The organism is Phenylobacterium sp. LjRoot225 (assembly GCF_964252855.1).
Taxonomy (GTDB): Bacteria; Pseudomonadota; Alphaproteobacteria; order Caulobacterales; family Caulobacteraceae; genus Phenylobacterium.
This window is the reverse complement of sequence record NZ_CAXUPL020000001.1, coordinates 110,736-137,251: the sequence shown is the minus strand read 5'-3', so window position 1 is coordinate 137,251 and position 26,516 is coordinate 110,736. Positions and strand designations below refer to the sequence as shown.

The 26,516-nt window shown below is 66.0% G+C and carries 23 protein-coding genes and 3 tRNA genes; 5 read left to right on the top strand and 21 right to left on the bottom strand.

The annotated features are described in order from the left end of the window. Nucleotides 1–60: 60 nt before the first annotated feature. The 4 genes from tuf (ACSQ2B_RS00640) to rpsL all read right to left on the bottom strand — a co-directional run bounded on the left by tuf (ACSQ2B_RS00640) (nt 61) and on the right by rpsL (nt 4,338). Complete coding sequence (gene tuf / locus ACSQ2B_RS00640) at nt 61–1,251, bottom strand: elongation factor Tu (RefSeq protein ID WP_436046494.1); 1,191 nt, start codon at nt 1,249–1,251, stop codon at nt 61–63. 48 nt (nt 1,252–1,299) lie between these two features. Next, complete coding sequence (gene fusA / locus ACSQ2B_RS00635) at nt 1,300–3,378, bottom strand: elongation factor G (RefSeq protein ID WP_436046506.1); 2,079 nt, start codon at nt 3,376–3,378, stop codon at nt 1,300–1,302. 102 nt (nt 3,379–3,480) lie between these two features. After that, nucleotides 3,481–3,954 carry a 30S ribosomal protein S7 gene (gene rpsG, locus ACSQ2B_RS00630; RefSeq protein WP_436046505.1) on the bottom strand — a complete coding sequence of 158 codons (474 nt, stop codon included), beginning with the start codon at nt 3,952–3,954 and terminating at the stop codon, nt 3,481–3,483. A 12-nt stretch (nt 3,955–3,966) separates the two neighbouring features. Next, a complete protein-coding gene (gene rpsL / locus ACSQ2B_RS00625; protein ID WP_056018026.1) occupies nt 3,967–4,338 on the bottom strand; it encodes a 30S ribosomal protein S12 in 372 nt (123 codons plus the stop codon). A gap of 352 nt (nt 4,339–4,690) precedes the next feature. On the opposite strand from rpsL, the gene ACSQ2B_RS00620 reads away from it, so the two are divergent. Next, on the top strand, nt 4,691–5,305 hold the full coding sequence (locus ACSQ2B_RS00620; protein ID WP_436046504.1) for a hypothetical protein: 615 nt from the start codon (nt 4,691–4,693) through the stop codon (nt 5,303–5,305). Nucleotides 5,306–5,425: 120 nt separating this feature from the next. Here ACSQ2B_RS00620 and rpoC read toward each other — a convergent pair whose 3' ends face one another. From rpoC to ACSQ2B_RS00570, 10 genes are all read right to left on the bottom strand, one after another. Then, nucleotides 5,426–9,613, bottom strand: coding sequence for a DNA-directed RNA polymerase subunit beta' (rpoC, locus tag ACSQ2B_RS00615; protein ID WP_436046503.1), 4,188 nt, complete (start codon nt 9,611–9,613; stop codon nt 5,426–5,428). 154 nt (nt 9,614–9,767) lie between these two features. Then, entirely contained in the window at nt 9,768–13,838 is a 4,071-nt protein-coding gene (gene rpoB / locus ACSQ2B_RS00610; protein WP_436046502.1) for a DNA-directed RNA polymerase subunit beta, read from the bottom strand. Between the two features lie 494 nt (nt 13,839–14,332). Next, nucleotides 14,333–14,713, bottom strand: coding sequence for a 50S ribosomal protein L7/L12 (rplL, locus tag ACSQ2B_RS00605; protein ID WP_436046501.1), 381 nt, complete (start codon nt 14,711–14,713; stop codon nt 14,333–14,335). Between the two features lie 43 nt (nt 14,714–14,756). Beyond that, on the bottom strand, nt 14,757–15,272 hold the full coding sequence (rplJ, locus tag ACSQ2B_RS00600) for a 50S ribosomal protein L10 (RefSeq protein ID WP_436049540.1): 516 nt from the start codon (nt 15,270–15,272) through the stop codon (nt 14,757–14,759). A gap of 380 nt (nt 15,273–15,652) precedes the next feature. Further along, on the bottom strand, nt 15,653–16,345 hold the full coding sequence (gene rplA, locus ACSQ2B_RS00595) for a 50S ribosomal protein L1 (RefSeq protein ID WP_436046500.1): 693 nt from the start codon (nt 16,343–16,345) through the stop codon (nt 15,653–15,655). A gap of 4 nt (nt 16,346–16,349) precedes the next feature. Beyond that, nucleotides 16,350–16,781: a 50S ribosomal protein L11 gene (gene rplK / locus ACSQ2B_RS00590; RefSeq protein WP_436046499.1), complete on the bottom strand. Its 432-nt coding sequence runs from the start codon at nt 16,779–16,781 to the stop codon at nt 16,350–16,352. Between the two features lie 154 nt (nt 16,782–16,935). Then, nucleotides 16,936–17,352, bottom strand: coding sequence for a lysozyme inhibitor LprI family protein (locus ACSQ2B_RS00585; protein WP_436046498.1), 417 nt, complete (start codon nt 17,350–17,352; stop codon nt 16,936–16,938). Between the two features lie 4 nt (nt 17,353–17,356). Beyond that, a complete protein-coding gene (gene nusG, locus ACSQ2B_RS00580) occupies nt 17,357–17,917 on the bottom strand; it encodes a transcription termination/antitermination protein NusG (protein WP_436046497.1) in 561 nt (186 codons plus the stop codon). A 5-nt stretch (nt 17,918–17,922) separates the two neighbouring features. Beyond that, nucleotides 17,923–18,240: a preprotein translocase subunit SecE gene (gene secE, locus ACSQ2B_RS00575; RefSeq protein WP_436046496.1), complete on the bottom strand. Its 318-nt coding sequence runs from the start codon at nt 18,238–18,240 to the stop codon at nt 17,923–17,925. A gap of 93 nt (nt 18,241–18,333) precedes the next feature. Further along, a tRNA-Trp gene (locus tag ACSQ2B_RS00570) sits at nt 18,334–18,409 on the bottom strand. A gap of 173 nt (nt 18,410–18,582) precedes the next feature. Here ACSQ2B_RS00570 and ACSQ2B_RS00565 point away from each other — a divergent pair. After that, nucleotides 18,583–18,789, top strand: a complete 207-nt coding sequence (locus ACSQ2B_RS00565) for a hypothetical protein (RefSeq protein ID WP_436046495.1) — start codon at nt 18,583–18,585, stop codon at nt 18,787–18,789. Between the two features lie 147 nt (nt 18,790–18,936). Here the strand turns inward: ACSQ2B_RS00565 and tuf (ACSQ2B_RS00560) are convergent, their stop codons facing one another. The 3 genes from tuf (ACSQ2B_RS00560) to ACSQ2B_RS00550 form a co-directional block, all read right to left on the bottom strand. Then, nucleotides 18,937–20,127, bottom strand: coding sequence for an elongation factor Tu (gene tuf, locus ACSQ2B_RS00560; protein WP_436046494.1), 1,191 nt, complete (start codon nt 20,125–20,127; stop codon nt 18,937–18,939). A gap of 41 nt (nt 20,128–20,168) precedes the next feature. After that, nucleotides 20,169–20,242 (bottom strand) — tRNA-Gly (locus tag ACSQ2B_RS00555). Nucleotides 20,243–20,365: 123 nt separating this feature from the next. After that, nucleotides 20,366–20,451 (bottom strand) — tRNA-Tyr (locus ACSQ2B_RS00550). A 133-nt stretch (nt 20,452–20,584) separates the two neighbouring features. Between ACSQ2B_RS00550 and rlmB the strand changes: the two genes are divergently transcribed. Both rlmB and ACSQ2B_RS00540 read left to right on the top strand, forming a co-directional pair. Then, nucleotides 20,585–21,379: a 23S rRNA (guanosine(2251)-2'-O)-methyltransferase RlmB gene (rlmB, locus tag ACSQ2B_RS00545; protein WP_436046493.1), complete on the top strand. Its 795-nt coding sequence runs from the start codon at nt 20,585–20,587 to the stop codon at nt 21,377–21,379. 47 nt (nt 21,380–21,426) lie between these two features. Further along, nucleotides 21,427–22,146, top strand: coding sequence for a YjbE family putative metal transport protein (locus ACSQ2B_RS00540; RefSeq protein WP_436046492.1), 720 nt, complete (start codon nt 21,427–21,429; stop codon nt 22,144–22,146). Between the two features lie 63 nt (nt 22,147–22,209). Here the strand turns inward: ACSQ2B_RS00540 and metG are convergent, their stop codons facing one another. After that, complete coding sequence (gene metG / locus ACSQ2B_RS00535; protein WP_436046491.1) at nt 22,210–24,018, bottom strand: methionine--tRNA ligase; 1,809 nt, start codon at nt 24,016–24,018, stop codon at nt 22,210–22,212. Nucleotides 24,019–24,303: 285 nt separating this feature from the next. On the opposite strand from metG, the gene ACSQ2B_RS00530 reads away from it, so the two are divergent. Next, nucleotides 24,304–24,732, top strand: coding sequence for a response regulator (locus ACSQ2B_RS00530; RefSeq protein WP_436046490.1), 429 nt, complete (start codon nt 24,304–24,306; stop codon nt 24,730–24,732). A 123-nt stretch (nt 24,733–24,855) separates the two neighbouring features. On the opposite strand, the gene ACSQ2B_RS00525 is transcribed toward ACSQ2B_RS00530, so the two are convergent. The 3 genes from ACSQ2B_RS00525 to ACSQ2B_RS00515 all read right to left on the bottom strand — a co-directional run bounded on the left by ACSQ2B_RS00525 (nt 24,856) and on the right by ACSQ2B_RS00515 (nt 26,516). Beyond that, nucleotides 24,856–25,419 carry a TlpA family protein disulfide reductase gene (locus tag ACSQ2B_RS00525; RefSeq protein ID WP_436046489.1) on the bottom strand — a complete coding sequence of 188 codons (564 nt, stop codon included), beginning with the start codon at nt 25,417–25,419 and terminating at the stop codon, nt 24,856–24,858. Between the two features lie 201 nt (nt 25,420–25,620). Further along, on the bottom strand, nt 25,621–26,169 hold the full coding sequence (locus ACSQ2B_RS00520; protein ID WP_436046488.1) for a nuclear transport factor 2 family protein: 549 nt from the start codon (nt 26,167–26,169) through the stop codon (nt 25,621–25,623). A gap of 47 nt (nt 26,170–26,216) precedes the next feature. Beyond that, the gene (locus ACSQ2B_RS00515) at nt 26,217–26,516 is read right to left on the bottom strand and encodes an SDR family NAD(P)-dependent oxidoreductase (protein WP_436046487.1); all 300 of its coding nucleotides are present in this window, start codon (nt 26,514–26,516) and stop codon (nt 26,217–26,219) included.

Here is a 26,516-nt window from a genome sequence, read left to right as displayed (position 1 = left end):
CGACGGCCTTCTCTTACGCTTGGACTTGGCAAGGGCTCGTGAAGAGCCCCGGCGTTCGTCTTACTTGGTGATCTTCGAGACGACGCCCGAGCCGACGGTCCGGCCGCCTTCGCGAATGGCGAAGCGCAGGCCCTGGTCCATGGCGATCGGGGTGATCAGCTCGATGTTCAGCTCGACGTTGTCGCCCGGCATGACCATCTCCACGCCTTCCTTCAGCTTCACGATCCCGGTCACGTCGGTCGTGCGGAAGTAGAACTGCGGGCGGTAGTTGGTGAAGAACGGCGTGTGGCGGCCGCCTTCTTCCTTGGTCAGGATATAGACCTCGGCGGTGAACTCGGTGTGCGGGGTGATCGAGCCCGGCTTGCAGAGAACCTGGCCGCGCTCGACGTCTTCACGCTTGGTGCCGCGCAGCAGCACGCCGACGTTGTCGCCCGCCTGGCCCTGGTCCAGCAGCTTGCGGAACATTTCCACGCCCGTGCAGGTGGTCTTCTGCACGTCGCGGATGCCGACGATCTCGACTTCTTCGCCGACCTTGACGATGCCCTTTTCGATCCGGCCGGTGACCACCGTGCCGCGGCCCGAGATCGAGAACACGTCTTCCACCGGCATCAGGAACGGCAGGTCCACCGGACGCTCCGGCTGCGGGATGTAGGCGTCGACCTGGGTCATCAGCTCGAGGATCCGGTCTTCGCCGATCGCCGGGTCGCGGCCTTCGACGGCGGCCAGGGCCGAGCCCTTGACGATCGGGATGTCGTCGCCCGGGAACTCGTAGCTCGACAGAAGCTCGCGAACCTCCATCTCGACCAGTTCGAGCAGCTCCTCGTCGTCGACCATGTCGACCTTGTTCATGAACACCACCAGCGCCGGCACGCCGACCTGACGGGCGAGCAGGATGTGCTCGCGGGTCTGCGGCATCGGGCCGTCGGCGGCCGACACCACCAGGATCGCGCCGTCCATCTGCGCCGCGCCGGTGATCATGTTCTTCACGTAGTCGGCGTGCCCAGGGCAGTCGACGTGGGCGTAGTGGCGGTTCTTCGTCTCGTATTCGACGTGCGCGGTGTTGATGGTGATGCCGCGCGCCTTCTCTTCCGGCGCCGCGTCGATGTCGGCGTAGTTCTTCGCAGTCGCGCCGCCCGACTTCGCCAGAATGATGGTGATCGCCGCCGTCAGCGTCGTCTTGCCATGGTCGACGTGACCAATGGTGCCGATGTTGCAGTGCGGCTTATTGCGTTCGAACTTTTCTTTGGCCATTTCAAGCTCCAGCCCTGTCCGGGCCTGTCCTCTAAACTAGGGTTGGATTTAGGCGTACTTCTTGATGACTTCTTCGGCGACCGCTTGCGGGACCGCCTCGTAGTGATCGAACTGCATGGTGAACTGAGCCCGGCCCTGGGACATGCCCCGCAGGTTGTTCACATAGCCGAACATGTTGGCCAGCGGCACGAAGGCGTTCACGACGATGGCGTTGCCGCGCACGTCCTGGCCCTGGATCTGACCGCGACGACCGTTCAGGTCGCCGATGACCGAGCCCAGGTACTCTTCCGGGGTCACGACCTCGACGGCCATGATCGGCTCGAGCAGCTTGGCGCCGCCCTTCTCGCGCAGTTCCTTGAAGGCCGCGCGGGCGGCGATTTCGAAGGCGAGCACCGAGGAGTCGACGTCGTGGTAGGCGCCGTCCACCAGCGAGGCCTTGAAGTCGATCACCGGGAAGCCGGCCAGCAGGCCGTTTTCCTTGGACGAGGTCAGGCCCTTTTCGACGCCGGGGATGTATTCCTTCGGCACCGAGCCGCCGACGACGGAGCTTTCGAAGACGAAGCCCGAGCCGACTTCACCCGGTTCGAACACCAGCTTCACCCGGGCGAACTGGCCGGTGCCGCCGGTCTGCTTCTTGTGGGTGTAGTCGATCTCGGCCCGGCGGCTGATGGTCTCGCGATAGGCCACCTGCGGCGCGCCGATGTTGGCCTCGACCTTGTAGGTCCTCTTCAGGATGTCGATCTTGATGTCCAGGTGCAGCTCGCCCATGCCCTTCAGGATCGTCTGACCGGACTCGTGGTCGGTCGAGACGGTGAAGGACGGGTCTTCCGCCGCCAGCTTGGCCAGGGCGACGCCCAGCTTCTCCTGGTCAGCCTTGGACTTGGGCTCGACGGCGATCTCGATGACCGGATCCGGGAACTCCATGCGCTCCAGGATCACCGGCGACTTGGACGGGTCGCACAGGGTGTCGCCGGTCCGCGTGTCCTTCAGGCCCGCCAGAGCGACGATGTCGCCGGCGTAGGCTTCCTTGATGTCTTCGCGGTTGTTGGAGTGCATCAGCAGCATGCGGCCGACGCGTTCCTTACGGTCACGGGTCGAGTTCAGCAGGCCCATGCCGGTCTCGATCTTGCCCGAGTAGATCCGGCAGAAGGTCAGCGAGCCTACGAAGGGGTCGTCCATGATCTTGAAGGCGAGCATCGAGAGCGGCTCGTCGTCGGACGCCTTGCGTTCGATTTCCGCCTCGGTCTTGAAGTCGATGCCCTTGGTCGGCGGGATGTCCACCGGCGACGGCAGATAGTCGACGACCGCGTCGAGCAGCGGCTGAACGCCCTTGTTCTTGAACGCCGAGCCGCAAAGGATCGGATAGAAGGCGCCGTTCAGCACCGCCTTGCGCAGGCACTTCTTGATGGTCGCTTCCGACGGCTCTTCGCCCGAGAGGTAGGCTTCCATCGCCTCGTCATCGAGCTCGACCGAATTCTCGATCATGTAGTGGCGGGCCGCGGCGGCCTTTTCCTTCATGTCGGCCGGAATTTCTTCCTCGGTGTACTTCGCGCCGAGGCCGTCGTTTTCCCAGACGATCGCCTTCATGCGGACCAGGTCGACCAGGCCGCGCAGCGAGGATTCCGAACCGATCGGCAGCTGGATCGGAACCGCCTTCGCGCCCAGGCGGTCGCGGATCGATTCCACCGACTTGTCGAAGTCGGCGCCCAGCTTGTCCATCTTGTTGACGAAGACGATCCGCGGAACCTTGTACTTGTCCGCCTGACGCCACACCGTCTCGGTCTGCGGCTCCACGCCGGCGTTGCCGTCGAGCACCGCCACCGCGCCGTCGAGGACGCGCAGGCTGCGCTCCACTTCGATGGTGAAGTCCACGTGCCCGGGGGTGTCGATAATGTTCAGCCGGCAGCCGTTCCAATAGGCGGTCGTCGCAGCCGAGGTGATCGTGATCCCCCGCTCCTGCTCCTGTTCCATCCAGTCCATGGTGGCCGCGCCATCATGGACTTCACCGATCTTATGGCTCTTGCCGGTGTAGTAGAGGATCCGCTCAGTCGTCGTGGTCTTGCCCGCGTCGATGTGGGCCATGATCCCGAAGTTGCGGTAGTCTTCGATTTTGTTCGTGCGGGGCATAGCGGAGGGCTCTGCGAAAAAGGCTTTTCGGGGAACAGCTGAACGAACGGCGCGGGCGGTTTAGCTCAAACCGCCCGCGCCGGAAACAGCGGATATAAGGTGTTACCAGCGGTAGTGCGAGAAGGCCCGGTTGGCTTCCGCCATCTTGTGGGTGTCTTCGCGCTTCTTCACCGCAGAACCCCGGTTGGAAGAGGCGTCGAGCAGCTCGCCGGCGAGCTTCTCGGTCATGGTGCTTTCGCCGCGGTTGCGGGCGGCGTTCACCAGCCAACGGATGGCCAGGGCGCGGCGACGGTCCGGACGGACTTCGACCGGCACCTGGTAGGTGGCGCCGCCGACCCGGCGGGAGCGCACTTCGATGGCGGGCGCGACATTGTCCAGGGCGGCATGGAAGGTTTCCAGCGGGCCCAGATCCTTGCGCTTGGCTTCCAGGATGTCGAAGGCGCCGTAGATGATGTTCTCGGCGACGGCCTTCTTACCTTCGTACATCACGTAGTTCATGAACTTGGTGACGACCAGGTCCCCGAACTTCGGGTCGGGAAGGACTTGGCGTTTCTCTGCGCGGCGGCGGCGGGACATATCTTCTATTCCTTACTTCGGACGCTTCGCGCCATAGAGCGAACGGCGCTGCTTGCGATCCTTCACCCCTTGGGTGTCGAGCACGCCGCGCAGGATGTGATAGCGAACGCCCGGAAGGTCCTTCACCCGGCCGCCGCGGATCAGCACCACGGAGTGTTCCTGCAGGTTGTGGCCTTCGCCGGGGATGTAGCACACCGCTTCGATGCCGGTGGTCAGGCGCACCTTGGCGACCTTACGAAGCGCCGAGTTCGGCTTCTTCGGGGTCGTGGTGTAGACCCGCGTGCAGACGCCGCGGCGCTGCGGGCAACCCTTCAGGGCGGGAACCTTGTTCCGCGAGGGCTTGTCCTGGCGCGGCTTGCGGATGAGCTGGTTAACTGTCGGCATCTAAACTCGCTTGCGTGGAGGCGTGTGCCGTTGGGCCGAGGCGCCTCTGTTAAGATCTTTTTCGTCTGGTCTTTCGCGACCACCCGCCGGAACGCAAAATCTCGCCGAGACGCCTTGCTCTGCGTCCGGCGGGACGGTTCAAACGGGACAGGGAAGAATCCTGGCCTCGGAAGAGGCGCGCTACATAGTCGGGAAGCGGCTTGGCGTCAACGTCGGCGGCGGATCACCCCGCCGTCGGGCGCTTGGTGATAGGATCGCCACGAAATCGCCGCGGGACAGCGATTTTACACTCAAGGTTGGAGATGACGGAAGACTGATGGCGAGGGCGAAACGGCGCCGGGAAGCGACCGCGATGGCCCTGTCCATCGCCGCCCACGCCGTGGTGCTGACGGCGGTCGCCCTGCATGCGCCCACCCTGTTCCGCCCCTATGAGGACCCCGGCCCGCCCGAGCCGGTCATTCCGGTGCTGATCATGCCGCGGGTCCCGCCGGCTCCGCCCGGTTCCAGCGAGAAGCCCCAGCCGATCCGGTTGCATCGCCGCCAGCTGCGCCGCGACCAGCCGCCGCCGGACGTGGAGCCGTTCGTCCCCCCTGTGAGCTTGCCCGAGCCGCGGCCGGCGCCGACCCGCCCCGTGGCCCAGCCGCGCGTCAGCGTCCAGCCCTCCCCGGCCGCCCAGCTGTCCGCCGTGCTGCGCGGCGGCCGCGTCGGGTGCGCCAACCCGAGCCTGCTCACCGCCGCCGAACGCGAGAAGTGCCAGGAAATGTTCGGGCGCGGCGCGGCCGAGGCCCCGCGGATCGGCCCGCTCGCCGACCCGGCATTCGAGCGCGCAGCCGCGGCGCGCGAGAACAACCGCCGCTACCGCGACGGAAACGTTCCGTCCGGCGTCACCGACCCCACCGGCGGCTCCGGCTCGTCCAACCGCAATAAGCCGCTCGACCTCCCGCCCCTCGGCCCCCTGCGGCCCTGAGGGCGCTGTGGCCCTGGAGGGCGCTGAGGGGCCCTGGCGGCCTCACAGGAACCCCAAACGCGAAACGGCCCGGGATCGCTCCCGGGCCGCTCGTTACGCTTGGACTGAAGCGGAAGGGGTCTACTCGACCCGTTCGGCTTCGGCCGCGTCGGCGATGCTCGACGGAAGCGGCTCCATGGCCGCCTCGCGGCTCTGCGCCAGCTGCTCGTCGCGCTTGGCGGCGATGCGTTGCAGGTTGCGCAGATAGGAGCCCGTACCCGCCGGGATGAGCCGGCCGACGATGACGTTCTCCTTGAGGCCCTCGAGGGTGTCGACCTTGCCCTGAACCGAGGCTTCGGTGAGCACCCGCGTCGTCTCCTGGAACGAGGCCGCGGAGATGAAGCTGCGGGTCTGCAGCGAGGCCTTGGTGATGCCGAGCAGCACGGGCTGGGTGAGCGCCGGGCGGCCGCCACGGGCCTCCGCCTTGACGTTCTCCTCGTCCACTTCGAGCTTGTCGAGGTGGTCGCCCTTGAGCAGGCCGGTGTCGCCGGGCTCGAGGATCTCGACCTTCTGCAGCATCTGCCGGACGATCGTCTCGATGTGCTTGTCGTTGATCGGCACGCCCTGCAGTCGGTAGACCTCCTGGATTTCGTTCACCAGGAAGTCGGCCAGCGCCTCGATGCCCAGGATCCGCAGGATGTCGTGCGGGTCCGGGTTGCCGTCGATCAGGTATTCACCCTGGCGGATGATGTCCCCGTCGTGGACGGCGATGTGCTTGCCCTTCGGGATCAGGAATTCGACGGGTTCGCCGCCGTCCTCCGGGGTGATCTTGATCCGGCGCTTGTTCTTGTAGTCGCGCCCGAACTCGACCCGGCCGTCCATCTCAGCGATGACCGCGCAATCCTTCGGACGACGCGCTTCGAACAGCTCCGCCACCCGCGGCAGACCGCCGGTGATGTCGCGGGTCTTGGCGCTTTCCGTCGGGATCCGCGACATGACTTCGCCGGGCTTCACCTCGTCGCCGTCGCCGATCGACAGAACCGCGCCGACCGGCAGCAGGTAACGCGCTTCGCCGCCGTTCGAGATGCGCTTGTACGCGCCCGTCTCGTCCAGCACCGCGATCGCCGGACGCAGGTCCGAGCCCTTGGTGGAGGCGCGCCAGTCGATGACCACGCGGTTGGAGATGCCCGTCGCCTCGTCGGCCTCTTCGCGGAACGACATGTTCTCGACGAGGTCTTCGAAGCGCACCTTGCCGCCGACTTCGGTGATGATCGGGGTGGTGTAGGGGTCCCATTCGGCCAGACGCTGGCCGCGCTTGACCGTCTCGCCGTCCTTGACGCGCAGGCGCGCGCCGTAGGGCGGCTTGTAGGCTTCGCGGTCCTTGCCATCGACCTGAACCATCAGCTGCAGGTTCCGGCTCATGCCGATCAGGTGGCCGTCGGCGTTGACCACCGTATTGCCGCCCGAGATCTTCACGACGCCGTCGTTGGCGCTTTCGAAGAAGGACTGCTCCGCCACCTGGGCGGTGCCGCCGATGTGGAAGGTCCGCATCGTCAGCTGGGTGCCCGGCTCGCCGATCGACTGGGCGGCGATGACGCCCACCGCTTCGCCGATGTTCACCGGCGTGCCGCGCGCCAGGTCGCGGCCGTAGCAGGCGCCGCAGACGCCGGTCTTGGTCTCGCAGGTCAGGACCGAGCGGACCTTCACCGACTGCACCCCGGCGCTCTCGATGAGATCGATCATGTTCTCGTCGAGGTAGCTGTCGGCCGGCACGATGACCTGGCCGCCCGGCTCCTTGATGTCCTCGGCCGCGAAGCGACCCAGGACGCGCAGGCCGAGCGAGACCAGCACGTCGCCGCCCTCGACCACGGCGCGCAGCGTGATGCCGCGCGTGGTGCCGCAGTCTTCTTCGGTGATGATGCAGTCCTGCGCCACGTCCACCAGACGGCGGGTCAGGTAACCCGAGTTGGCGGTCTTCAGCGCGGTGTCGGCCAGGCCCTTACGGGCGCCGTGGGTGGAGTTGAAGTACTCCTGGACTGTCAGGCCTTCCTTGAAGTTCGAGATGATCGGCGTCTCGATGATCTCGCCGGAGGGCTTGGCCATCAGGCCGCGCATCCCGCCGAGCTGCTTCATCTGCGCCTGCGAACCCCGGGCCCCGGAGTTCGACATCATGTAGATCGAGTTGATCTCGCCTTCGCGGCCGGAGGCGTCCTTCTCCGCGGTGGCGACCTCGACCATCATCTCGTCGGCGACGCGGTCGGTGGCCTTGGCCCAGGCGTCGACCACCTTGTTGTACTTCTCGCCCTTGGTGATCAGGCCGTCGGCGTACTGTTGTTCGTACTCCTCGACGAGCTTGCGGGTCTCCTCGACGATCGGCTTCTTCCGCTGCGGAATGACGATGTCGTCCTTGCCGAACGAGATCCCCGCCTTGGCCGCCTCGCGGAAGCCCAGGCCCATGATCTGGTCGGCGAAGATGACCGTCGCCTTCTGACCGCAGTGGCGGTAGACGATGTCGATCAGATTGCCGATTTCCTTCTTGGTCAGGTTCTTCTCAAGAAGACGGTGGCCCAGGGCCTGGTGATGCGGCAGCAGAGCCGCAATCTTCATCCGGCCGGGCGTGGTCTCGATCACCTTGCGGTTGACGTTCCCCTCGAGGTCCATCTCGGTGTGGCGCGCCTTGATCTTCGAGTGCAGCGTCACGACGCCGGCGTCCAGCGCCCGTTCGATCTCCGACAGGTCGGCGAACGCCTTGCCCTGGCCGGGCTCGCCGTCCTTGGCCAGCGACAGGTAGTAGAGCCCGAGCACGATGTCCTGCGACGGCACGATGATCGGTCGGCCGTTGGCCGGCGACAGGATGTTGTTCGTGCTCATCATCAGCACGCGCGCTTCCAGCTGGGCTTCCAGCGAGAGCGGCACGTGGACGGCCATCTGGTCGCCGTCGAAGTCGGCGTTGAAGGCGGCGCAGACCAGCGGGTGAAGCTGGATGGCCTTGCCTTCGATCAGCTTGGGCTCGAACGCCTGGATGCCCAGACGGTGGAGGGTCGGGGCGCGGTTGAGCAGCACCGGGTGTTCGCGGATCACCTCGTCGAGGATGTCCCAAACCGCCGGCTGTTCACGCTCGACCATGCGCTTGGACTGTTTGACGGTGCCCGACAGGCCCTTGGCGTCCAGACGCGCGTAGATGAACGGCTTGAACAGCTCGAGCGCCATCTTCTTCGGCAGGCCGCACTCGTGCAGCTTCAACTCGGGACCGACGACGATGACCGAACGGCCCGAGTAGTCGACGCGCTTGCCGAGCAGGTTCTGACGGAACCGGCCCTGCTTGCCCTTCAGCATGTCGGCCAGCGACTTGAGGGGCCGTTTGTTGGCGCCGGTGATGACGCGGCCGCGGCGGCCGTTGTCGAACAGGGCGTCGACGGCTTCCTGCAGCATCCGCTTTTCGTTGCGGATGATGATGTCCGGCGCACGCAGCTCGATCAGCCGCTTCAGGCGGTTGTTCCGGTTGATCACCCGGCGATAGAGGTCGTTCAGGTCAGAGGTGGCGAAGCGGCCGCCGTCGAGCGGCACCAGCGGGCGCAACTCCGGCGGGATCACCGGGACGACCGACAGGATCATCCACTCGGGCTTGTTGCCGCTCTCGAGGAAGCTTTCGATCAGCTTCAGGCGCTTGGACGCCTTCTTGAGCTTCATTTCCGAGGTGGTGGTCTTCAGATCCTCGCGGAGCTTCTCGGCCTCCTTCTCGAGGTCGAGGGCGCGCAGCAGGCCCTGGACAGCTTCAGCGCCGATCTCGGCGGTGAAGCTGTCGTCGCCGAACTCGTCCTGGAAGCGCATGTAGTCGTCTTCCGACAGCAGCTGGTGCTGCTTCAACGGGGTCAGGCCCGGCTCGGTGACGATGTAGTATTCGAAGTAGAGGACCCGCTCGATGTCCTTCAGCGCCATGTCCAGCATCATCGAGATGCGCGACGGCAGGCTCTTCAGGAACCAGATGTGGGCGACCGGGCTGGCGAGCTCGATGTGGCCCATGCGCTCACGGCGCACGCGGGCCAGCGTCACTTCGACGCCGCACTTCTCGCAGATGATGCCCTTGTACTTCATGCGCTTGTACTTGCCGCACAGGCATTCGTAGTCCTTGGTCGGGCCAAAGATACGGGCGCAGAAGAGACCGTCACGCTCGGGCTTGAACGTGCGGTAGTTGATGGTTTCGGGCTTCTTGATTTCGCCGAAGGACCACGAGCGGATCTTCTCAGGCGAAGCAAGGGCGATACGGATCTGGTCGAAGCTCGGAGCGGCTTGGACCGGATTGAAGATGTTCAGGACTTCCTGGTTCATCGGATATCCAGTTCGGCTTGGGGCGATGGGCCCCGAAAAATCTAGATCGTCATCCCCGGATGGAGCGAAGCGGAATTCCGGGGACCCATGAACACTGAGCTATGGGTCTCCGGCACGGCGTCGCTTCGCTCCTGGGCCGGGGATGACGGGTTGATTAGGAGTTTTCCAGCTCCACGTTCAGGCCCAGAGAACGCATCTCCTTGACCAGCACGTTGAAGCTTTCCGGAATGCCGGCCTCGAAGGTGTCGTCGCCGCGGACGATCGACTCGTAGACCTTGGTCCGGCCGGCGACGTCGTCCGACTTCACCGTCAGCATCTCCTGCAGGGTGTAGGCGGCGCCGTAGGCTTCCAGAGCCCAGACCTCCATTTCCCCGAAGCGCTGACCGCCGAACTGGGCCTTGCCGCCCAGCGGCTGCTGGGTGACGAGGCTGTACGGGCCGATCGAGCGGGCGTGGATCTTGTCGTCCACCAGGTGGTGCAGCTTCAGCATGTAGATGTAGCCGACGGTCACCGGACGCTTGAACCGCTCGCCGGTCTGGCCGTCGTAGAGGAACGACTGGCCCGACCGGTCGAGGCCCGCCTTCTCCAGCAGATTCTCGATGTCGTCGATGTGGGCGCCGTCGAACACCGGGGTGGCGTAGGGGATGCCCTTCGACAGGTTGCGGGCCAGTTCGACCAGCTCCTCGTCGCTTTCCGGCAGCTCCTCTTCGGGGCCGTAGACGCCGCCCAGATAGTCGATCAGCGCCTTGCGCTGGCCGCCGTTCTGCCAGGCTTCCAGCAGGTCGGCGACCTGCTTGCCCAGACCCGCCGCGGCCCACCCCAGGTGGGTCTCGAAGATCTGGCCGACGTTCATCCGCGACGGCACGCCCAGCGGGTTCAGCACGATGTCCACGTGCTGGCCGCTTTCCAGGTACGGCATGTCCTCGATCGGCAGGATCTTGGAGATGACCCCCTTGTTGCCGTGACGGCCGGCCATCTTGTCGCCCGGCTGCAGCTTGCGCTTCACCGCCACGAACACCTTGACCATCTTCATCACGCCAGGCGGCAGTTCGTCGCCGCGCTGCAGCTTGTCGACCTTGTCCTCGAAGCGACGGTCGAGACGCTTGCGGGCCTCGTCGAACTGACGGCGCATGGCCTCCAGCTCGCCCATGGCCTTCTCGTCGTCGAGGGCGATCTGCCACCACAGGCCCGGCTGGATCTCTTCCAGCTTTTCGGTGGTGATCTCGCCGCGGCCCAGGCCCTTCGGACCCGAGACGGCGTTCTTGCCGACCAGCAACTGGCGCAGCCGGCTGGTCATGTTGCGGTTCAGGATGCCGAACTCGTCGTCGCGGTCCTTGCCCAGGCGGTCGATTTCCGCCCGTTCAATGGCCATGGCGCGCTCGTCCTTGTCGACGCCGTGCCGGTTGAACACCCGCACTTCGACGATGGTCCCGGCGACGCCCGGCGGCAGGCGCAGCGAGGTGTCGCGGACGTCGGACGCCTTTTCGCCGAAGATGGCGCGCAGCAGCTTCTCTTCCGGGGTCATCGGGCTTTCGCCCTTCGGGGTGACTTTACCGACAAGAATATCGCCCGGCAGGACTTCGGCGCCGATCGCCACGATGCCGGCTTCGTCGAGGTTGCGCAGGGCTTCCTCGCCGACGTTCGGGATGTCGCGAGTGATCTCTTCCGGGCCCAGCTTGGTGTCGCGGGCCATGACCTCGAATTCCTCGAGGTGGATCGAGGTGAAGATGTCGTCGCGCACGATGCGCTCGGAGATCAGGATCGAGTCTTCGAAGTTGTAGCCGTTCCAGGGCATGAAGGCGACGAGGGTGTTACGCCCCAGCGCCAGTTCGCCCAGGTCCGTCGACGGGCCGTCGGCGATCACGTCGCCGAAGGCGATCCGGTCGCCGACCCGCACCAGCGGACGCTGGTTGATGCAGGTCGAGGTGTTGGAACGCTGGAACTTCTGCAGGCGGTAGATGTCGACGCCCGGCTTGGTGGGGTCGGTCTCTTCCGTCGCGCGGACGACGATCCGGGTGCCGTCGATCTGCTCGACCACGCCGGAGCGGCGGGCGACGACCACGGCGCCGGAGTCGACGGCGACGATCGCCTCCATGCCGGTGCCGACCAGCGGCGCATCCGACTGGATGAGCGGCACGGCCTGCTTCTGCATGTTCGAGCCCATCAGGGCGCGGTTGGCGTCATCGTTTTCCAGGAACGGGATCAGCGAGGCGGCCACCGAAACCACCTGCTTCGGCGACACGTCCATCAGGTCGACCTGGTCGCGCGGGATCAGCGTCGGTTCGCCGTTGATCCGGCCGGGGACCAGCTCGTCCTGCAGCACGCCGTCGAGCAGCCGGATGTTGGCCTGGCCGATGGCGTGCTTCGCCTCTTCCATCGCCGACATGTAGACCACCTCTTCGGTGATCTTGCCGTCGCGGATGCGGCGGTAAGGGCTCTCGATGAAGCCGTACTTGTTCACCACGGCGTGGGTGGCGAGCGAGTTGATCAGGCCGATGTTCGGGCCTTCCGGCGTCTCAATCGGGCAGATCCGGCCGTAGTGGGTCGGGTGCACGTCGCGGACTTCGAAGCCGGCGCGCTCGCGGGTCAGACCGCCCGGGCCAAGCGCCGAGAGGCGGCGCTTGTGGGTGATTTCCGAGAGCGGATTGGTCTGGTCCATGAACTGCGAGAGCTGCGAGGAGCCGAAGAACTCCCGCACGGCGGCCGCGGCCGGCTTCGCATTGATCAGGTCGTGCGGCATGACCGTGTCGATATCGACCGAGCTCATGCGCTCCTTGATCGCGCGCTCCATGCGCAGCAGGCCGACGCGGTACTGGTTCTCCAGCAGTTCGCCCACCGAACGGACCCGGCGGTTGCCGAGGTTGTCGATGTCATCGATCTCGCCGCGCCCGTCGCGCAGGCCCACCAGGGTCTGCAGCACCGCCAGCACGTCTTCCTTGCGCAGGATCCGCACGTCGTCGGGGCAGTCGAGCTCCAGACGCATGTTCATCTTCACGCGGCCGACCGAGGACAGGTCGTAGCGCTCGCTATCGAAGAACAGGCTCTTGAACATGGCCTCGGCGGCTTCCACCGTCGGCGGCTCGCCCGGACGCATGACCCGGTAGATGTCGAACAGCGCGTCCTCGCGGGCGGTGTTCTTGTCGACGCGCAGGGTGTTGCGGACGTAGGCGCCCACGGTGACGTCGTCGATGTCGAGCACGTCGAGGGTCGTGAAGCCCTGCTCTTCCAGGGCGGCCAGCAGGGTCACGTCCAACTCGTCGCCGGCTTCGGCGTAGATCTCGCCGGTCTCGAAGTTGACCAGGTCGCGCGCCAGGTAGCGGCCGAACAGCGCTTCCGGTGCGAGCAGCAGCGTCGTCAGGCCGGCGTCGGCCAGCTTCTTGGCGTTCCGCGCCGAGATCTTGGTGCCGGCCGGAGCGACTTCCTCGCCGGTCTCGGCGTTGATCAGCGAGAACTCCGGCTTCACGCCGCGCCAGCGCTCGGGGCGGTAGGTGGTGGCCCAGCCGCCGGCGCGCTTCTCGTAGGAAATGGTCTCGTAGAAGGTGGAGAGGATCTCCTCCCCGTCCATGCCGAGCGCCATCAGGAAGGTGGTGGCCGGCAGCTTACGGCGGCGGTCGATGCGGACGAAGATGATGTCCTTGGCGTCGAACTCGAAGTCGAGCCAGGAGCCGCGATAGGGGATCACGCGGGCCGCGAACAGCAGCTTGCCCGAGGCGTGGGTCTTGCCCTTGTCGTGGTCGAAGAAGACGCCGGGCGAGCGGTGCATCTGGGAGACGATGACCCGCTGGGTCCCGTTGACGATGAAGGTGCCCTTCTCCGTCATGAGCGGGATGTCGCCCATGTAGACGTCCTGCTCCTTGATGTCCTTCACGGAGCGGGCGCCGGTCTCTTCGTCGGTTTCGAAGACGATGAGGCGCAGCTTGACCTTCAGCGGCGCGGCGTAGGTCATGTCGCGCTGGACGCACTCTTCGACGTCGTATTTCGGTTCTTCGAACTCGTACGAAACGTATTCGAGGACCGCGCGTTCGTTGAAATCCTTGATCGGGAAGACAGACTTGAAGACCGCCTCGACCCCCTCTTCTCGGCGGTCCGCGACGCGGGTCTCGCGCTGCAGGAACTGCTCGTAGGAGGATCGCTGAACCTCGATCAGGTTCGGCATTTGCACGGCTTCAGGGATGCGGCCGAAAGACTTCCGGATCCGCTTCTTACCGGTGAAGGATTGCGCCATTTTTATCCCTTGAGAACGCACGGGCGCACGGGTCCCGCGGTCGAACTTTGCATCCCGCGTCCACCCTCGGCGCTCCCCAGGTGGGAAGCCGGACGCTGGAAAGCCCCTGTATCGTCAGGGGCGCTCCCTCGCATGGTCGGAGGGCGGCGGACCATGCCTCGGAGCGTGCACGCGCGAAAAACCGCGTCATCGGAATCGGAAATTTCGCGAAGCAGCCGAGATAGGGCTTTTCGCAGCGGTTGGGAAGCCCCTCCGCCAACAAAAAGATCGGGCCGAACAAAAAGTGAGGCGGCGGGGCTGTGAGCCCCGAGCCGCCTCATCTGCGTCCCCCGGGACAAGCCCGGGTTTGCTAGCTTCCGATAGTCTACGCTGGTCGCGCAATGCCCCAACCTGAACGCGCGCGAAAAGTTCCCGCCGCAGCCGTCCGACCATGAAAAAGGGCCGGGATTGCTCCCGGCCCTTCATCGAAAGAACGCGTCGCGCGTTCGTCCAGACTACTTGATCTGGACGGAAGCGCCGGCTTCTTCGAGCTTCTTCTTGATTTCTTCCGCTTCCTGCTTGGAGATGTTCTCCTTCACCGGCTGCGGGGCGCCTTCGACCAGGTCCTTGGCTTCCTTCAGGCCGAGGTCCGGACGGACGCCGCGGACTTCCTTGATCACGTTGATCTTCTTCTCGCCGCCGCCGGTCAGGATGACGGTGAATTCGGTTTGCTCTTCGACTTCGGCGACCGGAGCGGCAGCGCCGCCGGCGGCGGCCACGGCGACCGGAGCCGCGGCGGAGACGCCCCACTTTTCTTCGAGCAGCTTGGACAGCTCGGAAGCTTCCAGGACGGTCAGGGTGGACAGGTCGTCGACGAGTTGTTGCAGGTTGGCCATTTGATAATTCCTTTTAGATGTCAGTTTTCAGCGAAGATGACGATCAGGCGGCGTCTTTGGTCGCGTAGGCGTTCATCAGGCGGGCCAGTTGCCCCGCCGGCGCCTGCAGCACGCCGGCGATCTTGGTCGCAGGCGCCTGGATGAGGCCGATGAGCTTGGCGCGGAGCTGATCCAGCGACGGCAGGCTCGCGAGAGCCGTGACCGAGGCCTTGTCCAGAACCTGTTCGCCCATGAAGCCGCCAATGACGGTGAACTTGTCATTGCCCTTGGCGTATTCGGTCGCAACCTTGGCGGCGGACACCGGATCGGCCGCGAAGGCGATGGCGACGGGACCCTTGAAGAGGGCGTCGCCCGCTTCGCCGATCGCACCGTTCAGAGCCTTCGTGGCGAGGGTGTTCTTCACCACCTTCAGCTGGGCGCCTTCTTGACGAAGACGGCCCCGAAGATCAGTCATTTCCGCAACAGTCAGACCCATGTAGTGGGTCACGACCACGGCGCCGGCGCCGGCGAAATCGCTTTTCAGCGTCTCGATGGCTTCCTGCTTTTGAGCGCGGTCCATTGCGGTCTCCATACTCAGGTTCGACGCGCGCGGGAGTGCGCACGCCGGATAGTCCCTGCCCATGTCGGAGAAGCCGCAGCCTCGCGCCCAACCGGAAGCCGGATGGCCTGGCGAAACTCACATCTTCCCATCTCCCTGCGTCCGGGGAAGGGCTCTCCCCCGCGTTCCGCCCACGGGTGGCCCCCGCGGCTACACAGTTCTCGGACAGGATGGGGCCGAAGCCCCGTCCCCGCCGGCCCGAAAGCCAGCGATGAAGGCGCGGCGTTTACACGAAGGCGGCGGGATATTCAATGCCCTCCCCCCCCAGTTGTAGGCGCAAACAAAAAGGAGCGGCGTCGCCGCCGCTCCTTCTCAAGTCGTTAGAAGTCTTTCGACGCGGCCTAGGCGGCGCTGAACGATCCGAGTTCGACCTTGAAGCCCGGGCCCATCGTCGACGAGAGGCTGATCTTCTTGATGTAGGTGCCCTTGGCGCCGGTGGGCTTCGCGCGGTTCAGCGCGTCGACCAGGGCCTTCACGTTGGCCAGCAGGGCGTCTTCGGTGAAGCTCGCCTTGCCGATGCCGGCGTGAATGATGCCGGTCTTCTCGGTGCGGAACTCGATGGCGCCGCCCTTGGCGTCCTTCACCGCTTGCGCGACGTTGGGCGTCACGGTGCCGACGCGCGGGTTCGGCATCAGGCCGCGCGGGCCGAGCACCTTACCCAGACGGCCGACCAGGGCCATCATGTCGGGGGTGGCGATGACTCGGTCGAACTCCATGAAGCCGCCTTGGATGCGCTCCACCAAGTCTTCGGCGCCGACGATGTCCGCTCCGGCGGCCGTGGCTTCGGCGGCCTTGGCGTCCTTGGCGATGACGGCGACGCGGACGTCGCGGCCGGTGCCCGACGGCAGGTTGACCACGCCGCGGACCTGCTGGTCGGCGTGACGCGGGTCGACGCCCAGGTTGACGGCGATCTCGATGCTTTCATCGAACTTGGCGGTGGCGTTGGCCTTCACCAGCTTGACGGCGTCTTCGACCGAGTGGGCGGCCAGACGGTCGCCGGTGAAGCCTTGAGCGCGCTTGGGTTGCTTGGCCATGTTCTTAAGCCTCCACAATCTCGAGGCCCATCGAACGGGCGGAGCCTTCGATGATCTTGGCCGCAGCCTCGACGTCGTTGGCGTTGAGGTCCTTCATCTTCTTTTCGGCGATCTCGCGCAGCTGGGTGCGGGTGATCTTGCCGATCGTCTCGCGGCCGGTCAGCTTGGCGCCGGACTTAATGCCCACCGCCTGCTTGATGTAGAAGGTCGCCGGCGGCGTCTTGGTGACGAAGGTGAACGACTTGTCCTGGTAGACCGTGATCACGGTCGGCAGGGGCGTACCCTTCTGTTCCTTCTCGGTGCGGGCGTTGAACTCTTTGCAGAAGCCCATGATGTTGACGCCGCGCTGACCGAGCGCCGGCCCGATGGGCGGCGAAGGCGTGGCGGAGCCCGCGGGCACCTGCAGCTTGATATAGCCCAGAATCTTCTTGGCCATGTTTGCTCCTTGAGGCCGGAAGGTCCGGCCGGTGAGCCGTGGTGCGGGGTTGGCATGCCTCCCCTCCCACGGATTTGAAATTCGCGGCCGAAGACGCGAAGCGCGCGCTCCTACCAGTTGGCGCCGCCCGGCGCAACCGAAGGCGGACGTCCGCCTAGTTTTGGCTTTCGATCCTGGCCTTGTCGCGCAGCTGCAAGGTGCGCTCGTAGGTCATGTCGATGTGGCAGGTCTCGACGATGAGCGGCCAGATCGTACCGCCGACCGCGCCGGACGCGTCCGCCGTGCATTCGGCGTCGCGAAAGCCGATCCAGGCGCGTTGCGCCGCTTGCAGAGCCGCCTTGCGGTCCGGCGTCGCGAGCACATCGGCGAGTCGGCGGTAGGCTGCGTTCAACTCGGCGTCGCGGCGGTGCAGCTCCGCAGAAATGCATTCGCGCATCGAGACGGTGACGCCCCCCGCCCGGTCCATGCAGGCGGAATATTCCCCAGCTTCCCAAGCCTTTGGCGCCAGGGCCGCCGCAGCGGGAACAGCGGTGAGTGCTGCGATCGCAAGACCGGCGAGCACTCGCTGCATGGCCTTAGCCGATCTTTTCGACCTGGCCGTATTCCAGCTCGACCGGGGTCGCGCGGCCGAAGATGGAGACGGTGACCCGCAGGCGGGCGCGCTCCTCGTCGACCTGTTCGACCGAGCCGTTGAAGCTGGCGAAGGGACCGTCGGTGACCCGCACCTGTTCGCCGATCTCGAAAGTGATGGTCGGCTTCGGCCGCTCCACGCCTTCCTCGATCGCGCCGATGATGCGGGCGACTTCCTTCTCGGACACCGGGATCGGCTTGGAGCCGCTGCCGAGGAAGCCGGTGACCTTCGGGGTGTTCTTGATGAGGTGATAGGCCTCGTCGGTGAGGTCCATCTTCACCAGCACATAGCCCGGGAAGAACTTGCGCTCGGTGTTCACCTTGCGGCCGCGACGGATCTCGACGACGTCCTCGGTCGGAACCAGGATCTCGGAGAAATGCTCGTCGAGGCCCTGGGAATGGGCCTGCTCACGAATGGATTCCGCCACCTTCTTCTCGAAGTTCGAGTAGGCGTGGACGATGTACCACTTGTGGCGCGGATTGGAGGTTTGGGCGGCTTCGGACATCTCTATTACCCCGCGGTCGCCAATTTCAGGATCTGGGTCACGCCGAACTGCAGTCCGGCGTCGACCACGGTGAAGAAGATCGCGGTCAGCGTGACCATGATGGCCACCATCACCGAAGTGATCCAGGTCTCCTTGCGGGTCGTCCAGGTGATCTTGCGCGCTTCGGCGCGGACCTCCTTGGCGAACTGGGCGAGGCTGGTCTTCTTCTTCGGCGGGGTCTTGGACTGGCTTTGGGCCACCGCAGCGGGCGCGCTCATAGCCGCGGCCGTCTTGGCGGCGCGGTTCTTGATCGCTCGCGGGTTGGAGCCCGGTTTCCTGGCCATGGCGGCTTTCTTCAAACTCGTCTTCGAGGGGCCGCAATCACCGCGCCCCGGTTCACTCACACGCGCTCAGATGGGCACGCACACATAATAGGATGGCAGGAGTGGAGGGACTCGAACCCCCGGCCCTCGGTTTTGGAGACCGATGCTCTACCAGCTGAGCTACACTCCTAGACACTCATCCCGAACAATGAACAGCGCGCCGGGAAGCTTCTCAGCCTTCCGGCGCGCGCGGCTCATCGGCCGGAGCCGGCTCATCTAGCAGGGGCGCCGCGGCCGGGCAAGGCGGATCGAAGCGCTGCGACGCCCGTTTCCTAGGGCCTCAAACGCCGCAGCTAGGTTCTCATGCCCGAGCCCGACATCCAGAAGCACTACAACCGCGACGACGAGCGCAAACCCGGCCGCCCGGACCGGATGGCCCAGGAGCCGAAGGGCTCCGAAGGCTCCGCACGCAGCGCCAAGACCCAGACCGATCCGGCTTCCGGCGAGCCCCTCCCCGGCGCGCCGGCGCCGAACCAAGCGCAGAGCGACCAGAAGGATTCGCCGGCCTGAGATGCAAAAAAGGCCGCCGGGGTCAGCCGGCGGCCCTTCGTCTGGTTGGGCCGAACGCCCCCTCCGTCTCGCCTTCGGCGATCCACCTCCCCCGCGTTGCGGTGGAGGTGTCAGCGAAGCTGACTGAGGGGGCGTTTAGACCCAGTCTTACTTGGTGATCTTCGAGACGACGCCCGAGCCGACGGTCCGGCCGCCTTCGCGAATGGCGAAGCGCAGGCCCTGGTCCATGGCGATCGGGGTGATCAGCTCGATGTTCAGCTCGACGTTGTCGCCCGGCATGACCATCTCCACGCCTTCCTTCAGCTTCACGATCCCGGTCACGTCGGTCGTGCGGAAGTAGAACTGCGGGCGGTAGTTGGTGAAGAACGGCGTGTGGCGGCCGCCTTCTTCCTTGGTCAGGATATAGACCTCGGCGGTGAACTCGGTGTGCGGGGTGATCGAGCCCGGCTTGCAGAGAACCTGGCCGCGCTCGACGTCTTCACGCTTGGTGCCGCGCAGCAGCACGCCGACGTTGTCGCCCGCCTGGCCCTGGTCCAGCAGCTTGCGGAACATTTCCACGCCCGTGCAGGTGGTCTTCTGCACGTCGCGGATGCCGACGATCTCGACTTCTTCGCCGACCTTGACGATGCCCTTTTCGATCCGGCCGGTGACCACCGTGCCGCGGCCCGAGATCGAGAACACGTCTTCCACCGGCATCAGGAACGGCAGGTCCACCGGACGCTCCGGCTGCGGGATGTAGGCGTCGACCTGGGTCATCAGCTCGAGGATCCGGTCTTCGCCGATCGCCGGGTCGCGGCCTTCGACGGCGGCCAGGGCCGAGCCCTTGACGATCGGGATGTCGTCGCCCGGGAACTCGTAGCTCGACAGAAGTTCGCGAACCTCCATCTCGACCAGTTCGAGCAGCTCCTCGTCGTCGACCATGTCGACCTTGTTCATGAACACCACCAGCGCCGGCACGCCGACCTGACGGGCGAGCAGGATGTGCTCGCGGGTCTGCGGCATCGGGCCGTCGGCGGCCGACACCACCAGGATCGCGCCGTCCATCTGCGCCGCGCCGGTGATCATGTTCTTCACGTAGTCGGCGTGCCCAGGGCAGTCGACGTGGGCGTAGTGGCGGTTCTTCGTCTCGTATTCGACGTGCGCGGTGTTGATGGTGATGCCGCGCGCCTTCTCTTCCGGCGCCGCGTCGATGTCGGCGTAGTTCTTCGCAGTCGCGCCGCCCGACTTCGCCAGAATGATGGTGATCGCCGCCGTCAGCGTCGTCTTGCCATGGTCGACGTGACCAATGGTGCCGATGTTGCAGTGCGGCTTATTGCGTTCGAATTTTTCTTTGGCCATCAGGGTCCTGCCGGCGTTGCTTAAACCAGTGAGAGAGAGATTGGAGCGGGTAGCGGGAATCGAACCCGCATCCTCAGCTTGGAAGGCTGCTGCACTACCATTGTGCTATACCCGCCCGGCGCGAGCCCTCTCACGAGGGCTCAACTTCTTGGTGTCGAGCCTGATTCACGCTCCTGATCGTAGATCAGAAGCGACCAGGCCCGAGCCCTCTACGAGGGCTCAACGTCGCTCTGCCGCGTGGTGGGGGAAGTAGGACTCGAACCTACGAAGGCGTACGCCAGGGGATTTACAGTCCCCCCCCTTTGCCACTCGGGACATTCCCCCTCGCGCGCAGAGCCGCCTCGAGGCTTGGAACGAAACCTTCCGCCGCGGGCCGCATCGGGTGCTAAGAGCGCCCGCAGACAGTCAGCAATCGGAGGTCCCGCTCGGGGGGCCCCAATTTGGAGCGCGTCTTATAGTGGCCTCGCATTCCGAACGCAACGACCCCCGAAAGGGTCGAAAGCAGCAATTTCACGGCCGGCCTCAGAGACGCCCGGAGACCGCATCCGACGACTGGATCTGGGGGTGGCATGCGGTGGAGGCCGCCCTCGAAAACGCCGCCCGCGGCGCGCCTTTGCGCCTGCTGGCGACCGCGGAACGGGCGCGCCAGCTGGAGCAGCGATTCGGCAAGCTGACGACGCTGGAGACCGCCGACAACCAGCTGATCGCCCGCAACCTGCCCCAGGGCGCGGTGCACCAGGGCGTCGCGCTGAGGGCCGGTCCGCTCGAATCAGCCGAGCTCGAGGACTTCGTCGCCGAGCGCGGCGCGGTGCTGCTGATGCTCGACCAGGTCACCGACCCGCAGAACGTCGGCGCCATCCTGCGCTCGGCCGCCGCCTTCGGGGCCAAGGGCGTGATTCTGCAGGAACGCCACGCGCCGCGGTTCACCGGCGCGCTCGCCAAGGCCGCCGCCGGCGCGGTCGAACGGATCCCGGTCGCCCGCGTGATCAACCTGTCCCGCGCGATCGAGACCCTGGTGGAGCTCGGCTGGCGCGCCGTGGGCCTGACCGGCGCCGCCGAGCGCGACCTCGCCCAGGTGCTCGACGGCGCGCCCGTCGTCCTGGTGCTGGGCTCCGAGGGCGAAGGCATGCGCAGGCTGGTCGCCGAACACTGCGACGAGCTGGCCAAGATCCCCATGCCCGGCGGCTTCGAGAGCCTCAACGTCTCCACCGCCGCGGCCGTGGCGCTTTACGAGGCGGCGCGGCCCCGCTGACCGCCCGCCCCATTGCAGTGCAGCCGCGCCTGACGCATTGAGGCCCTATGCTCGACAGCTTCTTTTCCCCCGGCGCCATCAGCGCCCTCCTCCAGGTGCTGATGATCGACCTGGTGCTCGCCGGCGACAACGCCGTGGCGGTGGGCGTCGTCGCGGCGGGCCTGCCCGCCAACGACCGCCGCCGGGCGATCTTCTGGGGCTTGGTCGCCGCCGTCGCGACCCGCATCGGCTTCGCCCTGATCACCACCCAGCTCATGGGCGTGATCGGCCTGCTCTTCGCGGGCGGCCTGCTGCTTCTGTGGGTCTGCTGGAAGATGTGGAAGGAGATGCGCGATCAGGCCGAGCTCGAGGAAGAGCAGGCCGAGGCCGTGCTCGACTCCGACCCGACCACCGAGCCCAAGGGCGCCAAGCCGAAGACCTTCCGCGGCGCCCTGATCCAGATCCTCATCGCCGACGTCTCGATGTCGCTGGACAACGTCCTCGCCGTGGCCGGCGCCGCGCGTGAGCACCCGACGGTCCTGGTGCTGGGCCTGGTCGTGTCGATCGCCCTCATGGGCGTGGCCGCCAGCGGGATCGCCCGCCTGCTGCACCACTACCGCTGGATCGGCTACATCGGCCTGCTGATCGTGCTCTACGTCGCCCTGCACATGATGTGGCAGGGCCACCGCGACGTGGTCCGCGACCTCGGGTGGACGCCGCAGTACAATAACGTCGCCCCGGCGCCGCTGGACATCAAGCCCCGCGAGACTCAGCCGGGCGGACACTGAGCCCCCTCCCCCACCGTCTTCCCGGCCTTGCGCCGGGAGGCCGGGAGAGACAGGGGCGGGCTCTTAAGCCGCGTCCGGTCCGCCGAAGCGTTCGCGCCATTCGGCGACCTGGGCGTCCTCGACCTTGCGGAACAGCACCTCGGGCGCCTGGATCTTGCGGCCGGGTTCGAGGACCTGCAGCGCCCCTGCCCCGTCGAGCGCCGGCCAGCGGCTCGGGAAGTCTTCCCCCACCCCGATCGCGATCTTCTCGGCGGCGAAGGGGATGAAGGGCTCGCTGACCTTGGCGAACAGGGCGACCAGGTTCAGGCCGTAGCGCACGGCGACGGCGGCGCGGTCGCGGTCGGTCTTGATCGCGGTCCAGGGCGCGGCCTCGGTCAGGTACTGGTTGCCCAGCACCCAGAGCTGACGCAGCGCGGTCGCCGACTTGCGGAACTCGCGGTCCTCCATATGGCCGGTCAGCTCGCGCAGCTTGGCCAGCACCTCCTCTTCCAGCCGGGTTTCGAGCGCACCGGGCGTTCCACCCTCGGGAACGACCCCTTCAAAACGATTCTCGGCGAACTTGCAGATCCGGTTGACGAAATTGCCCAGCACGTCGGCCAGGTCGGCGTTGACCTGGGCCTGGAAGGCCTCCCAGCCGAAGGTCGAATCCGAGGTCTCCGGCGTGTTGGCGACCACCCACCAGCGCCAGTAGTCGGCCGGCAGCAGCTCCAGCGCATGGTCCATGAAGACGCCGCGCTTTTGCGAGGTGGAGAACTTGCCGCCGTAATAGTCGAGCCAGTTGAAGCCCTTCAGCTGGTCGACCAGCTTCCAGGGTGCGTTGTTCACCACCTGCCACTTGCCGTCGGCGTCGCGGCGCTCGTTCACCCCGATCAGGGTGCAGGGGAAGCCCACGGTGTGGAAGGGGACGTTGTCCTTGCCCATGAACTCCACATAGGTGACGTCGGCGGCCGCCGGCCCGCGCCACCAGCGCTCCCAGTCCTCATCCTTCGGCTCGCGTCCGGCCTCGACGGCCTGGCGGTCGGCCCATTCCCAGGTTGCGGCGATATATTCGATCGGCGCGTCGAACCAGACGTAGAAGACCTTGCCCGCCAACCCTTCGATGTCCGGCAGCTGGCCGTCGGGGTTCGCCCCCCATTCGAAGGCGTTGACCGGCACGCCCCATTCCAGGTCCCGCGTGATCCCGCGGTCCTGCAGCCCCTCGTCCAGCCACTTCAGCGCGATGGAGGTGACCAGCAGCGGCCATTGGCTGCGCTTGGACTCGATCCAGTGGCGCAGCTTCTCGGCGAACAGGCTCTGGCGCAGGAACAGGTGCTTCGACCCGCGGATCTCGATGTCCGGCGAGCCGGAGACCGCCGAGCGCGGATGCAGCAGGTCGGCCGGATCCAGCACACGGGTGCAGTTCTCGCACTGGTCGCCGCGGGCGGCCTCGTAGCCGCAGTGCGGGCAGGTGCCGATGACGTAGCGGTCCGGCAGGAAGCGCTTGTCGGCGTTGGAATAGACCTGCTGGGTGACCCGCTCCTCGATGAAGCCCGCCTCCCACAGGGTCTGGGCGAAGCGCTGGGTGAGCCGGTGGTTCTGCGGCGACGACGAGCGGCCGAAGTGGTCCCAGGAGAGACCGAACTTGCGGCCGAGGTCGTGCTGCACCTCATGCTGGGCCTGGCAGAAGCTCGCCGGATCCTGGCCGGCCTCGGCGGCGGCCAGCTCGGTCGGCGTGCCGTGCTCGTCCGTGGCGCAGATATAGAGCGTCTCGCGGCCCCTGGAGCGTTGAAAACGCGCGTAGACGTCGGCCGGCAGCATCGAGCCCGCCAGCGTCCCCAGGTGCTTGATCCCGTTGATGTAGGGCAGAGCCGAGGTGATCAGAATACGGGACATGTGCGGACTTGAGCGCCTTGGACTTCAGGGGAGACCGGCGCTTATAGCCACGACGGCCTCAGACGCGAAACCCGCCGACGGCGATTCCCGATCCGCACGAACGCACATGGGACGCGACGCCGGCTCGCCCGCCGAAGCCGACCTCAACGAAAGTCCGCTTCGCGGACGCGCTCAGGGTGCGCTCGCGCGCCCTGGGGCGGACCGGCCCGGCTTCCACACCTCGAAGTAGCGTTACCCAACGACAGGTTGTATATTCGGTCCTGCTGGTGACGCTCAGGGGAGGCTATGAGGGTTCAGCCGATCGACGTTAGGGCGACGAGCGCCAGTGGCGCGGCCAGCTACACGGCGCTCTTCGGCCTGCAGATCCTCCTTGTGGAGGACGAGGCCGTGGTGGCCGCGACGCTCGAAGACATGCTCGCCGAATTCGGCTGCACGCTCGCAGGAGCCGCGGCCACCCTGACTGAGGCGCTCACGGCGATCCACGCCGCCTTCGACATCGACGCGGCGATTCTCGATGTGAATCTGGGGGGCGAGAAGGTCTTTCCGGTCGCCGACATCCTGGTCGGCCGGAATATCCCCATCGTGTTCTCGACAGGGTTCGGGCCCGCCGATCTGACCCAGCGCTACCCGGAGAGTCGATTGCTCGAGAAGCCATACCAACCTGAGGCCTTGGCGGACCTGCTCGTCGAGCTCGCGTGTCGACCGCTTCACTAACCGAGACCAGACCGCCGCGCCGGCTTCCCCCCTCGACGCGCGCGCCTGCCGGGCGGAGCCGCTGACCGTCCGCGTTCGCTCCGGCGCGTGACCCAGATGCTGGCGAACTTCAGATCCAGCACACTAGCGGCTGCCCGCCTGCGCCGTCTGAGCTGCTGCGGCTGAAGCCACCTCGGGCGGCGGCGCGGGAACCGGCTCCTTCAGGAGCGGGACGATGATCTCGTTGAGGGTGTCGAGGTCCAGGGCGCCGGCCTTGGCGTAGACGAGCCTGCCGGAGCGATCGATGATGTAGTTGGTCGGTACGCCGCCGAGGTCGCGATAGGGACCCTTGATCCGCTTCACGAAGGGGATGGTGAGCTGCGCGGCCAGCGGCCGGAGCTTCTTCTCTGGAACGGAGTCTTCGCTCGCTACGGCCAGCACCTGGAAGCCGTACTTGTTGTAGGCCTGGAAGGCGCCTTCCAGCAGCGGGAGCTCGACCCGGCAGGGCGCGCACCAGGTAGCCCAGAAGTTCAGCAGGATGACATTTCCCTTCAGGTCGGCCATTCGCACGGTGCGGCCGCCGAAGGTGGTGACGGTGAAGTCCGGGGCGGGCTGGCCGACCTTTGGCGCCGCCTTGGCGGTGCTCAGGCTGAGCGCGGCGACGGCGGCTATGACGGCCGCGCTCCACAATGACCGGCAGCGGCTCATCGTCTAGGCTCCCAAGCTTCACCTTAGGCTAGCACAGCTTGGGTTCGTGAGAACGAGGGGGGCCGCGCGCGCAGAGATGTGCGAGCTCCACCCCGGACCGAAGCTCGAAAGGTCCGTGTGTGGACGGCCCTTAGGGGCAGTGGCGCCCGTCATGCACCCATGGCGTTCTGACCTAGGCGGTGACGCCCGAAGCAGACTTGGCTACCAGCGGACGCCTTCGCGTTTGGCGACGATGGGGCGTTCGTAAGATGGGTCCTCGCGGCTCCAGAGCGCCTTGAGGAAGCCCTTGACGTTCTTTGAGTGCACCCACGTGCCGTCCGTGTCCGCCGACATCTCGATTGTGCAGCGCCGGGTGAGCATTCGCCATTCGCCGTTCCGCTTCTCGAGCTGATCGAGATAGCGGCCGAAGGCGATCGTCGTCGTCTTGCCGTCGAGCCAGAACAGACCGCCGACGACGTAGGATTCGCAATAGGCCGTGTCGCCGTCGATCTCGCACAGATGGTTGGTGATGTTGTGGCTGGTCATGTTGAAGTTCGCGCGGTGCCCCAGGTTCGCCCTCTCGGGGTAATCGGGCATCCGGTTGATGACCGGCCCATGTTCGTCGACACCGTCTTCCCACCAGCAACTGGCGATCTGTTCTGAATCCTGCCGGTCGCGCGCGCGGCTTTCCCGCTGGATGCAGTCGAGGATGTCCTGCCGGTCCTTCAGGTATCGGACCGTGCGCAGCAGTTCTTCCATGTCCTGGCTCACCGTTTTCTCCCTTCGACGATCATGTTTTTGAACGAAGTCTCACCACCCTACGGGCGCTTCTCCACGCCGGAGTAGAGCATCCGGCCGCCATCGACGATGAACGGCTGACCCGTCGCGTAGGAGGAGTCATCGCTGGCGAGGAACGGCGCCATCCGGGCCATCTCTATCGACTCGCCGACGCGCTTGAGCGCCGTCACCCTGAGCATGAGTTCGTCGGCGGTCGCCAGGCCGCGGGCCTTCATGTCGTCGCGCTGGGACGCCGCCAGCGGCGTCTGGGTCGCCCCCGGACAGAGCGCGTTGACGCGGATGTTGTGCGGCCCCAGCTCGGCTGCGGCGACCCGGGTCAT

Bases quoted from the DNA above. Each gene is read 5' to 3' on its own strand.
- tuf (WP_436046494.1), bottom strand. From the start codon at position 1,251: ATGGCCAAAGAAAAGTTCGAACGCAATAAGCCGCACTGCAACATCGGC.
- fusA (WP_436046506.1), bottom strand. From the start codon at position 3,378: ATGCCCCGCACGAACAAAATCGAAGACTACCGCAACTTCGGGATCATG.
- rpsG (WP_436046505.1), bottom strand. From the start codon at position 3,954: ATGTCCCGCCGCCGCCGCGCAGAGAAACGCCAAGTCCTTCCCGACCCG.
- rpsL (WP_056018026.1), bottom strand. From the start codon at position 4,338: ATGCCGACAGTTAACCAGCTCATCCGCAAGCCGCGCCAGGACAAGCCC.
- ACSQ2B_RS00620 (WP_436046504.1), top strand. From the start codon at position 4,691: ATGGCCCTGTCCATCGCCGCCCACGCCGTGGTGCTGACGGCGGTCGCC.
- rpoC (WP_436046503.1), bottom strand. From the start codon at position 9,613: ATGAACCAGGAAGTCCTGAACATCTTCAATCCGGTCCAAGCCGCTCCG.
- rpoB (WP_436046502.1), bottom strand. From the start codon at position 13,838: ATGGCGCAATCCTTCACCGGTAAGAAGCGGATCCGGAAGTCTTTCGGC.
- rplL (WP_436046501.1), bottom strand. From the start codon at position 14,713: ATGGCCAACCTGCAACAACTCGTCGACGACCTGTCCACCCTGACCGTC.
- rplJ (WP_436049540.1), bottom strand. From the start codon at position 15,272: ATGGACCGCGCTCAAAAGCAGGAAGCCATCGAGACGCTGAAAAGCGAT.
- rplA (WP_436046500.1), bottom strand. From the start codon at position 16,345: ATGGCCAAGCAACCCAAGCGCGCTCAAGGCTTCACCGGCGACCGTCTG.
- rplK (WP_436046499.1), bottom strand. From the start codon at position 16,781: ATGGCCAAGAAGATTCTGGGCTATATCAAGCTGCAGGTGCCCGCGGGC.
- ACSQ2B_RS00585 (WP_436046498.1), bottom strand. From the start codon at position 17,352: ATGCAGCGAGTGCTCGCCGGTCTTGCGATCGCAGCACTCACCGCTGTT.
- nusG (WP_436046497.1), bottom strand. From the start codon at position 17,917: ATGTCCGAAGCCGCCCAAACCTCCAATCCGCGCCACAAGTGGTACATC.
- secE (WP_436046496.1), bottom strand. From the start codon at position 18,240: ATGGCCAGGAAACCGGGCTCCAACCCGCGAGCGATCAAGAACCGCGCC.
- ACSQ2B_RS00565 (WP_436046495.1), top strand. From the start codon at position 18,583: ATGCCCGAGCCCGACATCCAGAAGCACTACAACCGCGACGACGAGCGC.
- tuf (WP_436046494.1), bottom strand. From the start codon at position 20,127: ATGGCCAAAGAAAAATTCGAACGCAATAAGCCGCACTGCAACATCGGC.
- ACSQ2B_RS00540 (WP_436046492.1), top strand. From the start codon at position 21,427: ATGCTCGACAGCTTCTTTTCCCCCGGCGCCATCAGCGCCCTCCTCCAG.
- metG (WP_436046491.1), bottom strand. From the start codon at position 24,018: ATGTCCCGTATTCTGATCACCTCGGCTCTGCCCTACATCAACGGGATC.
- ACSQ2B_RS00530 (WP_436046490.1), top strand. From the start codon at position 24,304: ATGAGGGTTCAGCCGATCGACGTTAGGGCGACGAGCGCCAGTGGCGCG.
- ACSQ2B_RS00525 (WP_436046489.1), bottom strand. From the start codon at position 25,419: ATGAGCCGCTGCCGGTCATTGTGGAGCGCGGCCGTCATAGCCGCCGTC.
- ACSQ2B_RS00515 (WP_436046487.1), bottom strand. From the start codon at position 26,516: ATGACCCGGGTCGCCGCAGCCGAGCTGGGGCCGCACAACATCCGCGTC.